Source organism: Streptomyces sp. NPDC056144, from assembly GCF_042264145.1.
Classification (GTDB): Bacteria; Actinomycetota; Actinomycetes; order Streptomycetales; family Streptomycetaceae; genus Streptomyces.
In genome coordinates, this window is sequence record NZ_JBHJVF010000004.1 from 79,134 (window position 1) to 98,582 (window position 19,449).

The 19,449-nt window shown below is 71.4% G+C and carries 14 protein-coding genes; 10 read left to right on the plus strand and 4 right to left on the minus strand.

The features are described 5' to 3' along the window. Positions 1–47: 47 nt before the first annotated feature. Positions 48–1,241, minus strand: coding sequence for a trypsin-like serine peptidase (locus ACFC0Z_RS14450; protein WP_376436873.1), 1,194 nt, complete (start codon positions 1,239–1,241; stop codon positions 48–50). 322 nt (positions 1,242–1,563) lie between these two features. Between ACFC0Z_RS14450 and ACFC0Z_RS14455 the strand changes: the two genes are divergently transcribed. The 5 genes from ACFC0Z_RS14455 (at position 1,564) to ACFC0Z_RS14475 (ending at position 9,628) form a co-directional block, all read left to right on the plus strand. Continuing rightward, positions 1,564–3,027, plus strand: a complete 1,464-nt coding sequence (locus tag ACFC0Z_RS14455) for a diaminobutyrate--2-oxoglutarate transaminase family protein (protein WP_376436876.1) — start codon at positions 1,564–1,566, stop codon at positions 3,025–3,027. Positions 3,028–3,075: 48 nt separating this feature from the next. Continuing rightward, complete coding sequence (locus ACFC0Z_RS14460; RefSeq protein WP_376436878.1) at positions 3,076–4,929, plus strand: IucA/IucC family protein; 1,854 nt, start codon at positions 3,076–3,078, stop codon at positions 4,927–4,929. A 119-nt stretch (positions 4,930–5,048) separates the two neighbouring features. Next, a complete protein-coding gene (locus ACFC0Z_RS14465) occupies positions 5,049–5,750 on the plus strand; it encodes a GNAT family N-acetyltransferase (RefSeq protein WP_376436881.1) in 702 nt (233 codons plus the stop codon). 67 nt (positions 5,751–5,817) lie between these two features. Then, a complete protein-coding gene (locus ACFC0Z_RS14470) occupies positions 5,818–7,605 on the plus strand; it encodes an IucA/IucC family protein (RefSeq protein ID WP_376436884.1) in 1,788 nt (595 codons plus the stop codon). 49 nt (positions 7,606–7,654) lie between these two features. Next, positions 7,655–9,628: an ATP-dependent DNA helicase gene (locus ACFC0Z_RS14475; RefSeq protein WP_376436887.1), complete on the plus strand. Its 1,974-nt coding sequence runs from the start codon at positions 7,655–7,657 to the stop codon at positions 9,626–9,628. An 85-nt stretch (positions 9,629–9,713) separates the two neighbouring features. Here the strand turns inward: ACFC0Z_RS14475 and lexA are convergent, their stop codons facing one another. Then, positions 9,714–10,502 carry a transcriptional repressor LexA gene (gene lexA, locus ACFC0Z_RS14480; protein ID WP_024754934.1) on the minus strand — a complete coding sequence of 263 codons (789 nt, stop codon included), beginning with the start codon at positions 10,500–10,502 and terminating at the stop codon, positions 9,714–9,716. Positions 10,503–10,960: 458 nt separating this feature from the next. On the opposite strand from lexA, the gene nrdR reads away from it, so the two are divergent. Next, on the plus strand, positions 10,961–11,470 hold the full coding sequence (gene nrdR, locus ACFC0Z_RS14485; RefSeq protein WP_376436891.1) for a transcriptional regulator NrdR: 510 nt from the start codon (positions 10,961–10,963) through the stop codon (positions 11,468–11,470). A 178-nt stretch (positions 11,471–11,648) separates the two neighbouring features. Further along, positions 11,649–14,543, plus strand: a complete 2,895-nt coding sequence (locus ACFC0Z_RS14490; RefSeq protein ID WP_376436894.1) for a vitamin B12-dependent ribonucleotide reductase — start codon at positions 11,649–11,651, stop codon at positions 14,541–14,543. A 55-nt stretch (positions 14,544–14,598) separates the two neighbouring features. On the opposite strand, the gene ACFC0Z_RS14495 is transcribed toward ACFC0Z_RS14490, so the two are convergent. Next, positions 14,599–15,129, minus strand: a complete 531-nt coding sequence (locus tag ACFC0Z_RS14495) for a TerD family protein (RefSeq protein WP_376436897.1) — start codon at positions 15,127–15,129, stop codon at positions 14,599–14,601. A 294-nt stretch (positions 15,130–15,423) separates the two neighbouring features. On the opposite strand from ACFC0Z_RS14495, the gene ACFC0Z_RS14500 reads away from it, so the two are divergent. From ACFC0Z_RS14500 to ACFC0Z_RS14510, 3 genes are all read left to right on the plus strand, one after another. After that, the gene (locus ACFC0Z_RS14500) at positions 15,424–16,029 is read left to right on the plus strand and encodes a YdbC family protein (protein WP_376436900.1); all 606 of its coding nucleotides are present in this window, start codon (positions 15,424–15,426) and stop codon (positions 16,027–16,029) included. Positions 16,030–16,100: 71 nt separating this feature from the next. Then, on the plus strand, positions 16,101–16,760 hold the full coding sequence (locus tag ACFC0Z_RS14505; RefSeq protein WP_376436903.1) for a histidine phosphatase family protein: 660 nt from the start codon (positions 16,101–16,103) through the stop codon (positions 16,758–16,760). A gap of 12 nt (positions 16,761–16,772) precedes the next feature. After that, positions 16,773–17,687 (plus strand): ADP-ribosylglycohydrolase family protein, encoded by a 915-nt coding sequence (locus tag ACFC0Z_RS14510; RefSeq protein ID WP_376436906.1) that lies wholly within the window; start codon positions 16,773–16,775, stop codon positions 17,685–17,687. A 148-nt stretch (positions 17,688–17,835) separates the two neighbouring features. Here the strand turns inward: ACFC0Z_RS14510 and ACFC0Z_RS14515 are convergent, their stop codons facing one another. Next, complete coding sequence (locus ACFC0Z_RS14515; protein ID WP_376436909.1) at positions 17,836–19,389, minus strand: MFS transporter; 1,554 nt, start codon at positions 19,387–19,389, stop codon at positions 17,836–17,838. Between the last annotated feature and the right edge of the window lie 60 nt (positions 19,390–19,449).

Consider the following 19,449-nt stretch of genomic DNA (forward strand, 5'->3'; position numbering starts at 1 on the left):
ATGAGAGGAGGCGGGACCCCGGGTGGGCCCCGCCTCCGCGCCGCGCCTTAGCGCCCGGCGTACTTCTTGCTGACCTCGTCGTAGATGGCCTTGGCCTCGGGGCCGAGTCGCGGACCCGCCAGCCAGCCGGCCGTCGACGGGCCGATCGAGGTGTTCGACACCAGCGCCGGCTTGCCGTCACGGCCCTTGGCCACCCAGCCACCGCCGGACGAACCGCCGGTCATGGTGCAGCCGATCCGGTACATCGTCGGCTGCTCCGCCTTCAGCGACAGGCGGCCCGGCTTGTCCTGGCACTGGAACATCTTCTGGCCGTCGTACGGCGGGGCCGCCGGGAAGCCGGTGGCCGTCAGGCTCGCGATCTTCGGCACGGCCGGCGCGTTGAACTCCACCGGAAGCGCCGAACCGACGGTTTCCTCCAGCGACTTGCCGTTGCCGCCCTTCTCCGGGGTCACCTGGATGACCGCGAAGTCGTACGGGGCACCCGCGCCGCCCGTGGCAGCGCCCTGGGCGATCCACTGGTCCGAGGTCTTGACCCAGTCCGCCCACCACACGCCGTACGGCGCGATCTGCTCGCGCGTCGCCTTCTCCAGGTCGGAGGTCGGCAGCGCGGCGTCGTTGTACGACGGGACGAAGGCGATGTTGCGGTACCAGCCGCCCAGCTTGCCCTTGTGGACGCAGTGCCCGGCCGTCCAGACCAGGTTGGACTTGCCCGGGTGGGCGGGGTCCTTCACCACGGTCGCCGAGCAGACCATCGAGCCCTCGGGGCCGTCGAAGAAGACCTTGCCGGACTCGGGAGCGTTGGCGTGGTACTTCGGCGCGACGGCCTTCGCCTTCACGGCGTCCGGCGTCGGGTCGGTGACACCCTCGTCGCCGGAGATGTCCTCCTCCTCGACCGGCTTGTCGGGACGCTCGGCGTCCCGCATGCGGTCCGGGTCCCAGAGGTCCTCGATGATCGGGTTGACGAAGTCCTTGGCCTCACGCAGCCACTTGTCGCGGTCCCAGTTGCGCCACTCGCCGTTCCGCCACTTGTCGACGTCGATCCCGTGTTCCTTGAGGCGGTCCTTCAGGTCCGCCGGAATCTGGATCTTGTCGGCCGGGTTCGCCGGGTTCGACGGGTCCTGGCTCGCGGGCGCGCCGGGCTTGTCTCCCGCGTTCTCCTCGGTCGGCCCGCAGGCCGTCGCGGTGAGCGTCAGCACCGCGACGGCGGAAGCCGCCGTCAGCAGCGGACGAATCGATCGCATCTCGTGATCCCCCTGGGACTACATCAACGTGTGCATGGGTGAACGGGCGGCCGTGTCCTCGCGGGAGACGACCGACGGCCCTCCACTATGCCGGTGCCGGAGGGGACGGTACCCGCCCCGGCGACGGTTCCGAATCCGTACGGCCGTTGCCATGCCGTGATCCGGGACACGCCAACTTCCTTCCGCCGGGCCCGTGATCCCCGGCAGTTCTCGTCGTTGGTACGTACGGGGGACACAACGGCGGCGTTCAGGACGGCCCTTGCGGCGGCTCCGCACCGCCCCGATGTGCAACGCAACTGTTACAGCGGGAGGACACCGAGCCGTGGCCGTGACCGAACCAGCTCCGGCCGTCACGCCGGCCGCGCGGACGCAGAACCCGGACGACGGGGCGGACGACGCGACCGACCGGCGGCGCGCGTACGAGGGCATCCTGCGCCGCCAGTCGCAGCGCGAGTCCGCCGCCCGCACCTACGCCCGCTCCCTGCCGATCGTCCCCGTCCGGGCCAGGGGACTGACCATCGAGGGTGCCGACGGGCGCCGCTATCTCGACTGTCTCTCCGGCGCGGGGACGCTCGCCCTCGGCCACAACCACCCCGTGGTCCTGGAGGCGATCAGGAAGGTCCTCGACTCGGGCGCCCCGCTCCACGTCCTCGACCTGGCCACCCCGGTCAAGGACGCCTTCACCTCGGAGCTGTTCTCCACGCTCCCGCGCGAACTCGCCGACGACGCCCGCATCCAGTTCTGCGGTCCCGCCGGCACCGACGCCGTCGAAGCGGCCCTCAAACTGGTCCGCACCGCCACCGGCCGCGACGGCCTCCTCGCCTTCTCGGGCGCCTACCACGGCATGACGGCCGGAGCCCTGGCCGCCTCCGGCGGCGCGACCGACGTCCGGGTGACCCGGCTGCCGTACCCGCAGGAGTACCGCTGCCCCTTCGGCGTCGGGGGCGAGCGGGGCGCAGAGCTCGCCGCCCGCTGGACGGAGAGCGTCCTCACCGACCCCAAGAGCGGGGTCCCCAGCCCCGCCGGAATGATCGTCGAAGCCGTCCAGGGCGAGGGCGGGGTCATCCCCGCCCCCGACGACTGGATGCGCCGGATGCGCCGCCTCACCACCGACCACTCCGTCCCGCTCATCGTCGACGAGGTCCAGACCGGCGTCGGCCGCACCGGCGCCTTCTGGGCCGTCGAACACAGCGGTGTCGTCCCGGACGTCATGGTCCTCTCCAAGGCCATCGGCGGCTCCCTTCCCCTCGCCGTCGTCGTCTACCGCTCCGCACTGGACGCCTGGGAACCCGGCGCCCACGCCGGCACCTTCCGCGGCAACCAGCTCGCCATGGCCGCCGGCACGGCCACCCTCGCCTACGTCCGCGAGAACCGGCTCGCCGAACGGGCCGGCCTGCTCGGCGCCCGCATGCTGGGCCGGCTCCAGGGCCTCGCCGCCGCCCACCCCTGCGTCGGCGACGTCCGCGGCCGGGGCCTGATGATCGGCGTCGAGCTCGTCGACCCCGAGGCCGCCGGCCCCGACGACCCCGTCCCACCCGCCGCCCCCGCCCTGGCCCTCGCCGTCCAGCAGGAGTGCCTCGCCCGCGGACTCATCGTCGAACTGGGCGGTCGTCACTCCGCCGTCGTCCGGCTCCTGCCCCCGCTCACCCTCACCGACGAGCAGGCCACCGCCGTCCTCGACCGCTTCGCCGACGCCCTGGCCGCCGCCGAGCGGGCCCACACCCCCGCGACCGGCGCTCCCGGGAACACCCCCGGACCGTCCCCCCGCCCCCGGACCGTCCTCTGACCCCGGACCGCCCCCGGACCGCCCCCGGCCCCACTCCAAGGAAGCCCCGTGAACGCCACCCCGATCTCCCAGGCGACCGACACCGCAGCGCCCCACGCCGTCGAGGAGCACCTCGTCCCGCGCCAGCACATCGGCCCGTACGACCTCAGGCCCGCCCGCCCGGCTTCCACCGCCGCCGACGCGCCCGACCCCCTCGACGACCCCGACCCGCGGCGCGCCGCCGACGTCGCCGCCATTGAGAACCTGCTCCGCTGCTGGATCCGCGAACGCAACCTCCCGGCCCCCGACTCCACCACCCTGCGCGTCCCCCTCGACGCCAGCGGCACCGCCCTCCTCGTCCCCGTCCACTACTGGTCCGCCACCGGCTGGCACCGCTTCGGCACCCCCGCACTCGAAGGCCTCCCGGCCTCCGCCCCTCCCGTCGACGCCGTCACCGTCGCCGCTCTGCTCAGCCGGGAGACCGGCCGCCCCGAAGGCACCGAACTCGTCGGCCGGGTCGCCGACTCCACCCGCCGCACCGCCGACTTCCTCGCCGAACGCCGCCTCAGCCCCCAGCCCCACCCGGACGCCGACCTCTTCCTCGCCGCCGAACAGGCCCTGCTCCTCGGCCACCCCCTCCACCCCACCCCCAAGAGCCGCGAAGGACTCTCCGAGGCCGAGGCCCGCCTCTACTCACCCGAACTCCACGGCTCCTTCCCCCTCCACTGGATCGCCGTCGACCCCTCCGTCCTCGCCGCCGACTCGGCCTGGACCGAACAGGGCCGCCACGTCACCGCCGAGCAGCTGACCACCGGCCTCGCCGAGGGCCTCGCCCTCCCCGCCGGCACCGCACCCCTGCCCCTCCACCCCTGGCAGGCCCGCGAACTCCTCCACCGCCCCGACGTCCGCGCCCTCCTCGACGCCGGCCTCCTCCACGACCTCGGCCTCCACGGCAGCCCCTGGCACCCCACCTCCTCCGTCCGTACGGTCCACCGCCCCGGCGCCCGGGCGATGCTCAAGCTCTCCCTCGGTCTGCGGATCACCAACTCCCGCCGGGAGAACCTGCGCAAGGAGCTCCACCGCGGGGTCGAGGTCCACCGGCTGCTGCGCACCGGCCTCGTCGACGAGTGGCAGGCGGCGCACCCCGGCTTCGACATCGTCCGCGACCCCGCCTGGATCGCCGTGGACAACCCCGACGGCACCCCCGTGCCCGGACTCGACGTCATGATCCGCCACAACCCCTTCGGCCCCGGCGACGACGCCGTCTGCATCGCCTCCCTCACCACCCCCCGTCCCTGGCCCGGAAGCACGACCCTGCGCTCCCGGCTCTCCGACGTCATCGGCCGGCTCTCCGCCCGCACCGGCCGCCCCACGACGGCCGTCGCCGCCGAGTGGTTCCTGCGCTACCTCGACCAGGTCGTCCGCCCGGTCCTCTGGCTCGACGGCCACGCCGGCATCGCCCTGGAGGCCCACCAGCAGAACACCCTGGTCCTCCTGGACGCGGACGGCTGGCCCGTCGGAGGCCGCTACCGCGACAACCAGGGCTACTACTTCCGCGAGTCCCACCGCGCCGAGCTGGAGCACCGTCTCCCCGGCATCGGCGCCCGGAGCGACACCTTCGTCTCCGACCAGGTCACCGACGAGCGCTTCGCCTACTACCTCGGCATCAACAACGTCCTCGGACTGATCGGCGCCTTCGGCTCCCAGCGCCTCGCCGACGAGCGCGTCCTCCTCGCGGCCTTCCGCAGCTTCCTCACCTCCGCCACCAGCCTCGGTTCCCCCCTCCCGCACCGCCTCCTGGAGGCCGCGACCCTGCGCACCAAGGCCAACCTCCTCACCCGCCTCCACGGCCTCGACGAACTCGTCGGCCCCGTCGACACCCAGTCCGTCTACGTCACCGTCACCAACCCCCTCCGCACCTGACCCCGACCCCTGCCCTGAGCCCGACCCCGGCCCTGACCCCGTCGCCGGAGCGGCCCCGCCCGTCCATCTGCCCACCAGCCCGCCTGCCCGCAAGCCCGCCCGTCGAGGAGAGCGACACCGTGCCACCGCCCCACCAGACCCCCGCCGACCGGGCCGGGGACGACACCGTCGACCTGCGGGTCGACGAGCTCGTCGCCCTTCTCGCCGCCGGAACCCCGCCCCCCGCACCGGGCGGCGACCACGCCGACGGAGACCTCCTCGACTCCGTCGCCGACTGGGGCCGGACCCCGACCCCCTTCGGCGACTTCCAGCTCGTCCCCGTACGCCCCGACAAGGATCTGCGGCTCCTCACCGCGTGGATGAACGACCCCGCCGTCGCCGCCTACTGGGAGCTCGCCGGCCCCGATACCGTGACCGCCGAGCACCTCCGCGCCCAACTGGAGGGCGACGGCCGGAGCGTGCCCTGCCTCGGCGTCCTCGACTCCGTGCCGATGAGCTACTTCGAGATCTACCGGGCCGACCTCGACCCGCTGGCCCGGTACTACCCGGCCCGCCCGCACGACACCGGTATCCATCTGCTGATCGGAGGCGCCACCGACCGCGGCCGAGGCGTCGGCACCGCTCTCCTGCGCGCGGTCGCCGACCTCACCCTCGACCGCCGCCCCCACTGCACCCGGATCGTCGCCGAACCCGACATCCGCAACACCCCCTCCGTCTCCGCCTTCCTCGGAGCCGGCTTCCACCGCACCGCGGAAGTCGACCTCCCCGACAAACGTGCCGCGCTCATGGTCCGCGAGCGGGCCCTTCGTCACTCTCCGTGAGCAATCTATGCCCTCTATACGTCGCTCGAACCGTCATGGTTCCCACTTCGAGGAGTCCTTCGTGTCGATGTCCCCTGCACCCCACGACTCCGCACCACTGCTCGCACCCCCCGAGCTGTCGGCCGCCGCCTGGGAAAAGGCCTCGTCCCGCCTGCTCGCCAAGGCCCTCGCCGAGTTCGCGTACGAGGAGATCGTCCTCCCCGCCCCGGCCGGCGGTGACGACCCCGACCGGTATGAGCTCCGGCTCGACGACGCCACCACGCTCACGTTCCGTGCCCGACGCGGCGCCTACGGCAGCTGGCGGGTCGAGGCCGACTCGATCGCCCACGAGGGCCGGCCCGCGACCGACCCGCTCGACTTCCTGCTCCGCGCCCGGAACCTCCTCCGCCTCGACGGCGCGACCCTCGGCCATCTCATCCGCGAGCTCTCCGCCACCCTCGCCGCCGACACCCGCCTCGACATGACGGCCGTCACGGCGGACCGCCTCGCCGACCTGTCCTACGCCGAACTCGAAGGACACCAGACCGGCCACCCCTGGATCGTCCTCAACAAGGGCCGCATCGGCTTCTCCGCCTCCGACGCCGCCCGCTGGGCCCCCGAGGCCCGCCGCGCCACCCGCCTCCCGTGGATCGCCGTCAGCAAGGACATCGCCGCCTACCGCGGCGTCACCGGCCTCGAAACCCCCGACCGGCTCTACGGCCGGGAACTCGACCCCGAGACCCACGCCGCCTTCCGCGCCGCCCTCGCCGACCGCGGTCACGACCCCGACGGCTACCTCCTGCTGCCCGTCCATCCCTGGCAGTGGGACGAGGTCCTGCTCCCGCTCTACGCCCCCGCCGTCGCCTCCGGCGCCGTCGTCCCGCTCTTCACCGACGGCGACCTCCGCCTGCCCCAGCAGTCCGTCCGCACCTTCCTCAACACCAGCCGACCCGAACGGCACACCGTCAAGCTCCCGCTCTCGGTCCTCAACACCCTCGTCTGGCGCGGACTGCCCACCGAGCGGACCCTCGCGGCCCCCGCCGTCACGGCCTGGGTGCAGGGCCTGCGCGACGCCGACCCCTTCCTGCGGGACGAGTGCGGAGTGATCCTCCTCGGCGAGGTCGCCTCCGTCACCGTCGAGCACCCTCTCTACGACCGGCTGCCCGAAGTCCCGTACCAGTACAAGGAACTCCTCGGCGCGATCTGGCGCGAGCCGCTCCGAGTGCCCCCGGGGGAGCGCGCCCGCACTCTCGCCTCGCTGCTCCACGTCGACCCGGACGGGCGGGCGTTCGTCGCCGAGCTCGTCGGACGCTCCGGGCTCGCCCCCGCCGTCTGGCTCCAGCACCTCTTCGCCGCGCTGCTGCCCCCGCTCCTGCACTTCCTCTACCGGTACGGCACGGTCTTCTCCCCGCACGGCGAGAACGCGATCGTCGTCTACGACACTGAGGACGTCCCCGTACGGCTCGCGATCAAGGACTTCGTCGACGACGTGAACATCAGCCGCCGGCCGCTCCCCGAGCACGAAGCGATGCCCGACGACGTCCGCGACGTACTCCTCACCGAGGAGCCCGCCTTCCTCACCCAGTTCATCCATTCGGGGCTCTTCGTCGGCGTCTTCCGCTATCTGGCGCCGCTCTGCGAGGACCAACTCGGCGTGTCCGAGACGGAATTCTGGGACCTCGTCCGCGCGGAGATCCTCCGCCACCAGGCGCGCTTCCCCGAGCTGAAGGAACGGTTCGAGCTGTTCGATCTCCTCACCCCGCGGATCGAGCGGCTCTGCCTCAACCGGAACCGGCTGCACCTCGACGGCTACCGCGACCGGCCCGAGCGCCCCCACGCGGCCGTCCACGAGACCGTCCCCAACCCGCTCGCATGAGGCGCGCGGGGCCCGGGCTGTCGGTGCGGCCCCGTAGGCTGGAAGCGCTATGACGAAGCCATCCCTCCCCGAGCTCCTCCACGCCGCCGTCACCGCCGTCGGCGGCACGGAGCGCCCCGGCCAGGTCGCCATGGCCGAGGCCGTGGCCGAGGCCATCGACGACAATTCCCACCTCCTCGTCCAGGCCGGCACCGGCACGGGCAAGTCGCTCGGCTATCTCGTGCCGGCCCTTGCCCAGGGGGAGCGGGTCGTGGTGGCCACGGCCACCCTGGCGCTCCAGCGCCAGCTCGTCGAGCGCGATCTTCCCCGGACGGTCGACGCCCTCCACCCGCAGCTGCGGCGTCGGCCGCAGTTCGCCATGCTCAAGGGCCGGTCGAACTACCTCTGCCTGCACCGGCTCCACGAGGGGGTCCCGCAGGAAGAGGAGGACGGCCTGTTCGACCCCTTCGAGGCCGCCGCGCCGACCAGCAAGCTGGGCCAGGACCTGCTGCGGCTCCGGGACTGGTCGGACGAGACGGAGACCGGCGACCGGGACGATCTCACCCCGGGCGTCTCGGACAAGGCCTGGGCGCAGGTCTCGGTCTCCTCCCGCGAGTGCCTGGGTGCGAGCAAGTGCGCGTACGGGGCCGAGTGCTTCGCCGAGGCGGCCCGGGAGCGCGCCAAGCTCGCCGACGTCGTCGTCACCAACCACGCGCTGCTCGCCATCGACGCGATCGAGGGCGCCCCGGTGCTCCCGCAGCACGAGGTGCTGATCGTCGACGAGGCGCACGAGCTGGTCTCCCGGGTCACCGGCGTCGCCACGGGCGAGCTCACGCCGGGGCAGGTCAACCGTGCCGTGCGCCGCGCCTCGAAGCTCGTGGACGAGAAGGTCGCCGACCAGCTCCAGACCGCCGCCGAGGGATTCGAGCGGGTCATGGAGCTCGCCCTTCCGGGTCGCCTGGAGCAGATTCCGGAGGATCTGGCGTACGCGCTGATGGCGCTGCGCGACGCCGCCCGCGCGGTGATCACGGCCCTGGGGAACACGCGCGACCGGTCCGTGCAGGACGAGGACGCCGTCCGCAAGCAGGCGATGGCCTCCGTGGAGACCGTCCACGGCGTCGCGGAGCGGATCACCCAGGGCTCCGAGTACGACGTGGTCTGGTACGAGCGCCACGACCGTTTCGGCGCCTCGCTGCGGGTCGCGCCGCTCACCGTCTCGGGCCTGCTCCGGGAGAAGCTCTTCACCGAGCGGTCCGTGGTGCTCGCCTCGGCGACGCTCAAGCTCGGCGGCGACTTCAACGGGGTGGGGGCCTCGCTCGGTCTCGCTCCCGAGGGCACGAAGGGTGACGACCTGCCGGTCTGGAAGGGCCTCGACGTCGGCTCTCCGTTCGACTACCCGAAGCAGGGCATCCTGTACGTCGCCAAGCACCTGTCACGCCCCGCGCGGGACGGCGAGCGCGGCGACATGCTGGACGAGCTCGCCGAACTGATGGAGGCGGCCGGCGGGCGCACGCTCGGCCTGTTCTCCTCGATGCGGGCGGCGCAGCAGGCTGCCGAGGAGTTGCGGAGCCGGAACCCGGAGCTGCCGATCCTGCTCCAGGGCGAGGACACCCTCGGTGAGTTGATCAAGAACTTCGCCGCGGACCCGAAGACCTGTCTCTTCGGCACGCTGTCGCTCTGGCAGGGCGTGGACGTCCCCGGACCCAGCTGCCAGCTGGTCGTGATGGACAAGATCCCGTTCCCGCGCCCGGACGACCCGCTGATGAGTGCCCGGCAGAAGGCGGTCGAGGAAGCGGGTGGCAACGGCTTCATGGCGGTCGCGGCGACTCACGCGGCCCTGCTGATGGCCCAGGGTGCCGGTCGGCTCGTGCGCGCGACGGGCGACCGCGGTGTCGTCGCGGTGCTCGATCCCCGGCTGGCGACCGCACGGTACGGGAGCTATCTGAAGGCCTCGCTGCCGAACTTCTGGTACACCACGGACCGCAATCAGGTCCGTAAGTCGCTCGCGGCGATCGACGCCGCGTCGAAGGCGGAGAACAACTGATCCCTTGCCGTGCCTCCGCGGGCACGGCAAGGCCCCGGGACCGGCGCAGAGGGTCCCGGGGCCCGATCAGGGGCCGGTGAGGGCGTCACACCCGCCGGAGCACCGCCACGACCTTGCCGAGGATGGTGGCCTCGTCGCCGGGGATGGGCTGGTACGCGGCGTTGTGCGGGAGCAGCCAGACGTGGCCGTCCTCGCGCTTGAAGCGCTTGACCGTGGCCTCGCCGTCGAGCATGGCGGCGACGATGTCGCCGTTCTCCGCGACGGGCTGGCGGCGGACGGTGACCCAGTCGCCGTCACAGATGGCGGCCTCGATCATGGAGTCGCCGACGACCTTGAGGACGAACAGCTCGCCGTCGCCGACCAGCTGCCGGGGGAGCGGGAAGACGTCCTCGACGGACTCCTCGGCCAGGATGGGGCCACCGGCCGCGATCCGGCCGACCAGGGGGACGTACGACGCGGCGGGCTTGCCCGTGGTGTCCGTGGGCTGCGTGCTGGGCTGGTCCGAGCCGCGGACCTCGTACGCCCGGGGGCGGTGGGGGTCGCGACGCAGGAAGCCCTTGCGCTCCAGTGCCATCAGCTGGTGAGCCACCGAGGAGGTGCTCGAGAGTCCTACCGCCTGGCCGATCTCGCGCATCGACGGCGGGTAGCCGCGGCGCTGGACGGAGTCGCGGATGACCTCGATGACCCGGCGCTGCCGGTCGGTGAGGCCGGAGCTGTCCGCCCTGATGCCTGGAGGTCGCCCGGGGAGGGCGCGGGCGGGTCGCCCGGGCTCCTCGCCGTTCATGGCTGCGTCATTCATGGCGTGCACCGGCTCGAGTCGGCCCTGGGAGCGGTCCTGGGCGGTGATGGTGGCACTGTCTGCGGTGGTGGTCACGTCGTCGGCCCCTCTCGAAAGTGTCTCCCTGGCTGGCACAACGGTAGTGGCTTTCGAAAGGTTGCGCCAAACACACGTTCGAGTGAAAAATCGCAGATCGCCTTACGTGTGCACGTGCGGGGGTGTATGAGTACCGTCACTCCGGCGCCCCGCGTCCTCCCAATTCGGGCATTACGCTAGCCTTCGCGGCGGGATCGCCGAGCGTCGGGGTGCCTCGCGGCGCCCCTCCAGTCTCGCATCCGAGGCCCGGAATCCCGGGGGTGGACGGCCCGCGACACGCGCAGGCGGCGAAATCGTCCCCAACCCAAGATCTAGTGGTTGGATGGCACCGACCGCCCAGGGGTAGTGGTCCCGGTCTGCCGGAACCGCTGCCATCGCCTATGCTGGAGGTCGCTTCGCAGGGGCCTCAGATGCCCCGTGAGGCTCATCAGTCGTGCCGTGAGGGAGGGTCGGAAGCCATGCACTGCCCCTTCTGCAGGCACCCCGACAGCCGTGTCGTCGACAGTCGCACCACGGACGACGGGACGTCGATCCGACGCCGTCGCCAGTGTCCCGACTGCTCCCGCCGTTTCACCACGGTGGAGACGTGTTCGCTCATGGTCGTGAAGCGGTCCGGTGTCACCGAGCCCTTCAGCCGTACGAAGGTCATCTCCGGCGTCCGCAAGGCGTGCCAGGGGCGACCGGTCACCGAGGACGCCCTCGCCAAGCTCGGCCAGCGGGTCGAGGAGGCGGTGCGCGCCACCGGCAGCGCCGAGCTGACCACCCACGACGTGGGTCTGGCCATCCTCGGCCCCCTGCGGGAACTCGACCTCGTCGCGTACCTGCGCTTCGCGTCCGTGTACAAGGCCTTCGACAGCCTCGAAGACTTCGAGACCGCCATCGTGGAACTCCGCGAGCGGTCTCCCGCTGAGAACGGCGGGACCGGTGCGGCCTCCGAGGCCCCCGTTCCCGTCGCCACCGCCGACTGATCGGCGGTCCGGGCCCTTGCGGGGTCCGGCGACCGGCCGCCGTCGAGCGGCCCCCTGAACGTGCCCCGGGTGACCCCTTCGAGGTCCCTGTGGCAGCAGTACAGAACGTGTACCTGAAGACGGTGCCCTGGGACTTTCTGGGTGCCAAAGTGTGTTTTGCCCGTATATGGGAGGCGGCATGACAGAGACGGCGAGCGGCCCGGCACGTGGTTCCCGCACCAAGGGATCCAAGTCGGCGAGCAAGGGCCTGCGTATCGAGCGCATCCACACCACCCCCGGAGTGCACCCGTACGACGAGGTGGCGTGGGAGCATCGCGACGTCGTCATGACCAACTGGCGCGACGGCTCGATCAACTTCGAGCAGCGTGGCGTCGAGTTCCCCGACTTCTGGTCGGTGAACGCGGTCAACATCGTCACCAGCAAGTACTTCCGCGGGGCCGTCGGCACCCCGCAGCGCGAGACCGGTCTCAAGCAGCTCATCGACCGGATCGTGAAGACCTACACCAAGGCCGGCGAGGACTACGGCTACTTCGCCTCCCCGGCCGACGCCGAGATCTTCGAGCACGAGCTGGCCTACGCCCTCCTGCACCAGATCTTCAGCTTCAACTCGCCGGTCTGGTTCAACGTCGGCACCCCGCAGCCCCAGCAGGTCTCCGCCTGCTTCATCCTGTCCGTCGACGACTCCATGGAGTCCATCCTCGACTGGTACAAGGAAGAGGGCATGATCTTCAAGGGCGGCTCCGGCGCCGGCCTGAACCTCTCCCGCATCCGCTCCTCCAAGGAGCTCCTCTCCTCCGGCGGCAACGCCTCCGGCCCGGTCTCCTTCATGCGCGGCGCCGACGCCTCCGCGGGAACGATCAAGTCGGGCGGCGCCACCCGTCGCGCGGCCAAGATGGTCATCCTCGACGTCGACCACCCCGACATCGAGAACTTCATCGAGACCAAGGTCAAGGAGGAGGAGAAGATCCGCGCCCTCCGTGACGCGGGCTTCGACATGGACCTGGGCGGCGACGACATCACGTCCGTCCAGTACCAGAACGCCAACAACTCCGTCCGCGTGAACGACACGTTCATGAAGGCCGTCGAGGCCGGCGGGAAGTTCGGCCTCACCTCGCGCATGACCGGCGAGGTCATCGAGGAGGTCGACGCCAAGGCGCTCTTCCGCAAGATGGCCGAGGCCGCGTGGGCCTGTGCGGACCCGGGCATCCAGTACGACGACACGATCAACCACTGGCACACCTGCCCCGAGTCCGGCCGCATCAACGGCTCGAACCCGTGCAGCGAGTACATGCACCTGGACAACACGTCCTGCAACCTCGCCTCGCTCAACCTCATGAAGTTCCTCAAGGACGACGGCAAGGGCAACCAGTCCTTCGACGTCGAGCGCTTCGCCAAGGTCGTCGAGCTCGTCATCACCGCGATGGACATCTCCATCTGCTTCGCCGACTTCCCCACCGAGAAGATCGGCGAGAACACCCGCGCCTTCCGCCAGCTCGGCATCGGCTACGCCAACCTCGGCGCCCTGCTGATGGCGACGGGCCACGCGTACGACTCCGACGGCGGCCGCGCCCTCGCCGGTGCCATCTCCTCCCTGATGACCGGCACCTCGTACAAGCGCTCCGCCGAGCTCGCCGGTGTCGTCGGCGCCTACGACGGCTACGCCCGCAACGCCGAGCCGCACCAGCGCGTCATGCAGCAGCACGCCGACGAGAACACCAAGGCCGTCCGCTTCGACGACCTGGACTCGCCGATCTGGGCCGCCGCCACGGAGGCCTGGCAGGACGTGATCCGCCTCGGCGCCAAGAACGGCTTCCGCAACGCCCAGGCCTCGGTCATCGCCCCGACCGGCACCATCGGTCTCGCGATGTCCTGCGACACCACCGGCCTCGAGCCCGACCTCGCCCTGGTCAAGTTCAAGAAGCTCGTCGGCGGCGGCTCGATGCAGATCGTCAACGGCACCGTCCCGCAGGCCCTGCGCCGCCTGGGTTACCAGGAGGAGCAGATCGAGGCGATCGTCGCCCACATCGCCGAGCACGGCAACGTGATCGACGCCCCCGGCCTGAAGACCGAGCACTACGAGGTCTTCGACTGCGCCATGGGCGAGCGCTCCATCTCCGCGATGGGCCACGTCCGCATGATGGCCGCCATCCAGCCGTGGATCTCCGGCGCCCTCTCCAAGACCGTCAACCTGCCGGAGACGGCCACGGTCGAGGACGTCGAGGAGGTCTACTTCGAGGCCTGGAAGATGGGCGTCAAGGCGCTCGCGATCTACCGCGACAACTGCAAGGTCGGCCAGCCGCTCTCCGCCAAGAAGAAGGAGGACGAGAAGGCCGAGGTCACCGCGAAGTCCGAGGCGACGATCCGCGAGGCCGTCGAGAAGGTCGTCGAGTACCGCCCGGTCCGCAAGCGCCTCCCCAAGGGCCGCCCGGGGATCACCACCTCCTTCACCGTCGGTGGCGCCGAGGGCTACATGACCGCCAACTCCTACCCGGACGACGGTCTCGGCGAGGTCTTCCTGAAGATGTCGAAGCAGGGCTCGACCCTCGCCGGCATGATGGACGCCTTCTCCATCGCCGTCTCCGTCGGTCTGCAGTACGGCGTCCCGCTGGAGACGTACGTCTCGAAGTTCACCAACATGCGCTTCGAGCCGGCCGGCATGACGGACGACCCGGACGTGCGGATGGCGCAGTCGATCGTCGACTACATCTTCCGCCGCCTGGCGCTGGACTTCCTGCCCTTCGAGACCCGCTCCGCCCTCGGCATCCACTCCGCCGAGGAGCGTCAGCGCCACCTCGACACCGGCTCGTACGAGCAGGCCGAGGACGAGGAGCTCGACATCGAGACCCTCGCCCAGTCCGCCCCGCGCGCCCAGGAGCTGAAGGTCGTCGCGACCCCGGCCCCGAAGGCCGAGGTCCCGGCCCCCAAGCAGGCGCACACCTCGGCGGAGCTCGTCGAGATGCAGCTCGGCATCAGCGCCGACGCCCCGCTCTGCTTCTCCTGCGGGACGAAGATGCAGCGCGCCGGCTCCTGCTACATCTGCGAGGGCTGCGGCTCGACCAGCGGTTGCAGCTGAGCACTGAGCAGTAGGTGAGAGAGGGTGTCGGCCGGTGGCCGGCACCCTCTTCGCGTCAGGACGGGCGGGAGCCGAGGAGTGCGCCGAAGGCCTGCGGGTCGGCGTCGAAGCCGCGGCTGATCGCGCGGTACGACCAGCCGTCCGCGCCGTCGCGCGTGAACTCCACGACCGTCGCCGACAAGGCCTCCGGAACATCCGCGAAGTCGTGGGACAGCAGGTCGGTGTAGCCCTCGCGGACACGTATGCCCGGGCCCGCTATGTCACCGAAAACCAGTCTCCCGGCACCCTGTTGGACGGTCACCCCGACCACCACCCGCGCGTACGCCGGGGCCAGTCGGTCCAGCTCCAGGGTCATCGCCTCGTCGTACCCGAAGCCCTGGCCCGTACGGCTGTCGCGGTGGAGGGTGATCGTGCCGTCGGGGGAGCGGCTGCCGAAGTGCACCAGGTAGGCCGGGGCTCCGTACGGGTCGTCGGTCGTGAAGACCCCGGCGACGAGGTCCAGGTCGTGGGCCGGCGCACCGCTCGGGGCCGGGTCCCACTTGAGGGTGACCTCGACCTTCGCCACGCCCTTGTTGAGTCCGCTCACGGCGCTTCCCCTCTCCGCGCACGCCCCCGCGCGCGCCTCGCCTCGACCGTCACCCTCCCTCAAGAGCCCGTGGCTGCGGGGAGATTGCTCATGGTGTCACGGGGGTCTGACAGTGGACCCGGTGGACGGGTGCCGGATGCGGGTACGGGGGTGTGACGTGCCGGATCTCGCCCCTTCCGTGGCTCGAATCGATCAGGAAGCAGGTGGGAAGGGGGGAACTCTCGGACCGGTGAGGGACGTTGGGGTGGGGAATGCGTACTGCCGGGGCGCCGCCCGGGCCCGTACGATGGCGCGGTGCTGGTCAAGTGGATTCGCTGCACCGTGGTGGACCGTCGAGGGTTCGAGCGGGGGCAGCGGAAATGGGCGGGGCTGCTCGGTGAGCCGGGATTCCGGGGCCAGGGCGGCGGGTGGAGCCGGACTCGGCCGGATGTCGCCCACATCTTCGGGTTCTGGGAGAGCCGGGCGTTCTACGACTCCTTCATGGCCCGGTCGCACGATCGTCTGGCGGCCTCGCAGGTGGGCACGTACAGGGATGCCCAGGTCAAGCTGTTCGACCACCGCTTCGACGTGAAGACGGGGTTCGAGCCGCGGTTCTCCGACGCCGACGTGGCGCGGGTCGCGCACTGCCGTGTCCACGAGGACCGGGCCGAGCACTTCGCGCTCATGCAGGAGAAGGTGTGGAACCCCGCGATGGCCGGCTCCCCGGGCATGCTGCGGGGCCTGTTCGGCGAGGCGCCGGGCAGCGAGTTCCTGGTGCTCTCGATGTGGCGGTCGGACGCGGAGCACGGCAAGTACCGGGTGGAGCGCGTGGAGCGGCTCGGGCTGCGGGCGCGTACCGACGCGGACGTCGCGGCCCTCGCCGGGGACGTCGTACGGCTCGAAGCGGCCTGGACCGTCTGACGCCCGCCCGTACGGCTCCCCGTGACCCCCTTGGCCGAGCCTGTTCGGAGCGGTCGAACTAGGGTCGGGGTATGTCACGACCGCGGCGCATCGTTCTCGTACGGCACGGAGAGTCCGAAGGCAATGCCGACGACACGGTCTACGAGCGGGAGCCCGACCACGCCCTCCGGCTCACCGAGACCGGTTGGCGGCAGGCCGAGGCGACGGGGGAGCGGCTGCGGGAGACGTTCGGCGACGAACAGGTCAGCGTCTACGTGTCGCCGTACCGCCGCACCCATGAGACCCTCCGCGCCTTCCGGCTGCCCGCGGAGCAGGTGCGGGTGCGGGAGGAGCCGCGCCTGCGCGAGCAGGACTGGGGGAACTGGCAGGAGCGCGAGGACGTGCGCCTGCAGAAGGCGTACCGGGACGCGTACGGGCACTTCTTCTACCGCTTCGCCCAGGGCGAGTCGGGGGCGGACGTCTACGACCGGGTCGGCGCGTTCCTGGAGAGCCTCTACCGCAGCTTCGAGGCCCCGGACCACCCGCCGAACGTCCTGCTCGTCACCCACGGCCTGACCATGCGCCTGTTCTGCATGCGCTGGTTCCACTGGACGGTCGCCGACTTCGAGTCCCTGTCGAACCCCGGCAACGCCGAGACGCGCACCCTGTTGCTCGGCGAGGACGGCCGGTACCGCCTTGACCGGCCGTTCGAACGCTGGCGTACCCCGGAGCCGTACGGGCACACCGGATAGAGTGGTGGAGCGATGACCGCTGACTTCTCACTCGAACGGCGCTTCGACCGCGCCCTGGCCAGCCTGCGCGGGCTGTCCGTGGGAGACGCCCTGGGCTCCCAGTACTTCGTACCCGCCCACTACCCCCTGCTGAAGCGGCGCGAGCTGCCGCCCGGCCCCTGGCAGTGGACGGACGACACCGAGATGGCCTGCTCCGTCCTGGCCGTCCTCGCCGACCACGACCGGATCGACCAGGACGCCCTCGCCCGGTCCTTCGCGGAGCACCACGACTTCGACCGGGGCTACGGGCCCGCGGTCAACCGGATGCTTCGGCTCATCCGTGAGGGTGGCGACTGGCGGGAACTCGCCGCCGCGCTCTTCAAGGGGCAGGGCTCCTGGGGCAACGGCGCCGCGATGCGGATCGCGCCCCTCGGCGCCTGGTACGCGGACGACCCGGAGCAGGCGACGCACCAGGCCGAGATCTCGGCGTACACGACCCACCAGCATCGCGAGGCCGTCGTCGGCGCGATGGCCGTGGCCGCGGCAGCCGCTCTCGCCGCCGATCCGACCGGCCCTCCCACGCCCGAGGCGCTCCTCGACGGCGTCATCGCGCTCGTGCCGCGCAGCGCCGTCGGTGCCGGGCTGCGCAGGGCGCGCGACATGCTCGACTACGGGGACGCGGGCACCGTCGCCGCGGTCCTCGGCAGCGGCCGGCGGACCAGCGCGCACGACACCGTCCCCTTCGCCCTGTGGTCCGCGGCGCGGGCACTCGGCGACTTCGAGCGGATGTTCTGGACGACCGCGCAGGTCGGCGGCGACGTCGACACGACCTGTGCCATCGCCGGAGGCGTCGTGGCCTCCTCGACGAACGGCGCGCCGCCGGACGCGTGGCTGCGGCAGACCGAGGAGCTGCCGGAGTGGCTCCCGGCCGGGGCCGGGAAGGTCTGAGAGAGCAGGTGAGGAACGCCCCCTGAGCCCGGTGTCGGGCCCAGGGGGCGTTTTCTCGTACGGTACGAGGCCGGGCGGCCTGGAGGTCACGTCACCAGCCCGCGGGGTCATGCCACCGGACCGCAGGTCACGTCACCGGATCGCGGGGTCACGCCACCGGACCGGCCGCTTCCGCGCGGCCGCTGAGCGCTTCGAGGTCACTCTTGCGGACCCGGATCACCAGGACCGCCGTGGCCAGGGCGATCAGGGCCATCCCCACGGCCACGGTGAAGGCCGAGGCGATGCCCGAGGTCAGGACGATGTCACCCCAGGGCGAGGGGAGCTCGTGCGTCTTCGCGAACGCGGCCTGCTGCTCGGGTGTGGCGGAGGCGAGGAAGGCCGGGACCTGCTGCGTGGCCTCCTCGCGGCTCGCCGTACCGAAGACGGTGACGAGGATGGACAGGCCGAGGGAGCCGCCGACCTGCTGGGTCGCGTTGAGCAGGCCCGAGGCGGCGCCCGCCTCGTGCGGGGCGACGCCGGAGACGGCGGTGAGCGTGAGCGTGACGAAGTTGAGGCCCATGCCGAAGCCGAAGACGGCCATCGGGCCGAGGACGGCTCCGGCGTAGCTGCTGTCGGGCTCGATGAACGACATCCAGAACAGGCCGATTCCGGTGAGCGCCGAACCGGCCACCATGAACGGCTTCGGGCCGAGGTTCGGCAGCAGCCGCTGGGCGAGACCCGCGCCCGTGACGATCGCGAGGGTCACCGGCAGGAAGGCGAGACCCGACTTGATCGGGCTGTAGCCGAGCACGCCCTGGACCCACAGGACGATGAAGAAGAACATGCCGAACATGGCGGCCGACAGGCTGAGCATGATCACGTACGTGCCCGAGCGGTTGCGCTCGGCGAACATGCGGAGCGGGGTGATGGGCTCCTTCGCCCGCGACTCCACCAGCGCGAAGGCCGCGAGCAGGACCACCGCCGCTATGAAGGAGCCGATGGTCAGCGAGTCCTTCCAGCCCTTCTCGGACGCGCGGATGAACCCGTACACCAGCGCCGCCATGCCGAGCGTCGAGGTGAGCGCGCCGGCGATGTCGAAGCGGCCCGGGTGGCGCTCCGACTCCGCGATGTAGCGCGGGGCGAGGAAGGCGATGAGCAGGCCGATCGGCACGTTGACGAAGAAGACCCAGCGCCAGTCGAGCCACTCGGTGAGCATGCCGCCGGCGAGGAGCCCGATCGCGCCACCGCCGGCCGACACGGCGGCGAACACGCCGAACGCCCGGTTCCGCTCGGGGCCTTCGGGGAACGTCGTGGTGATCAGCGCGAGCGAGGTGGGCGAGGCGATGGCGCCGCCGACGCCCTGGAGGGCGCGCGCGGCGAGCAGCTGCCAGGGCTCCTGGGCGAAACCGCCGAGCAGCGAGGCGAGGGTGAAGAGGAGGATGCCGGTCATGAACACCCGGCGCCGGCCCAGGATGTCGCCCGCGCGCCCGCCGAGGAGCAGCAGCCCGCCGAAGGTGAGCGTGTAGGCGCTGAGGACCCACGAGAGGTCCGTGGTCGAGAAGGAGAGCGCGTCCTGGATGTGCGGCAGCGCGATGTTCACGATCGTGGCGTCGAGAACGACCATCAACTGGCAGGCCGCGATGACGGTCAGGGCGATTCCCGGCCGGTTTCCGGCGCGAGCGCGTCCGTCCTCGGTCTGTGTGTCCACCGGAGAAGTTGTCACTATGGGTCCCCCACGGAAGAATTAGTGAACGCAACCGTTCCCTGTTTTCCACGGTAGTGA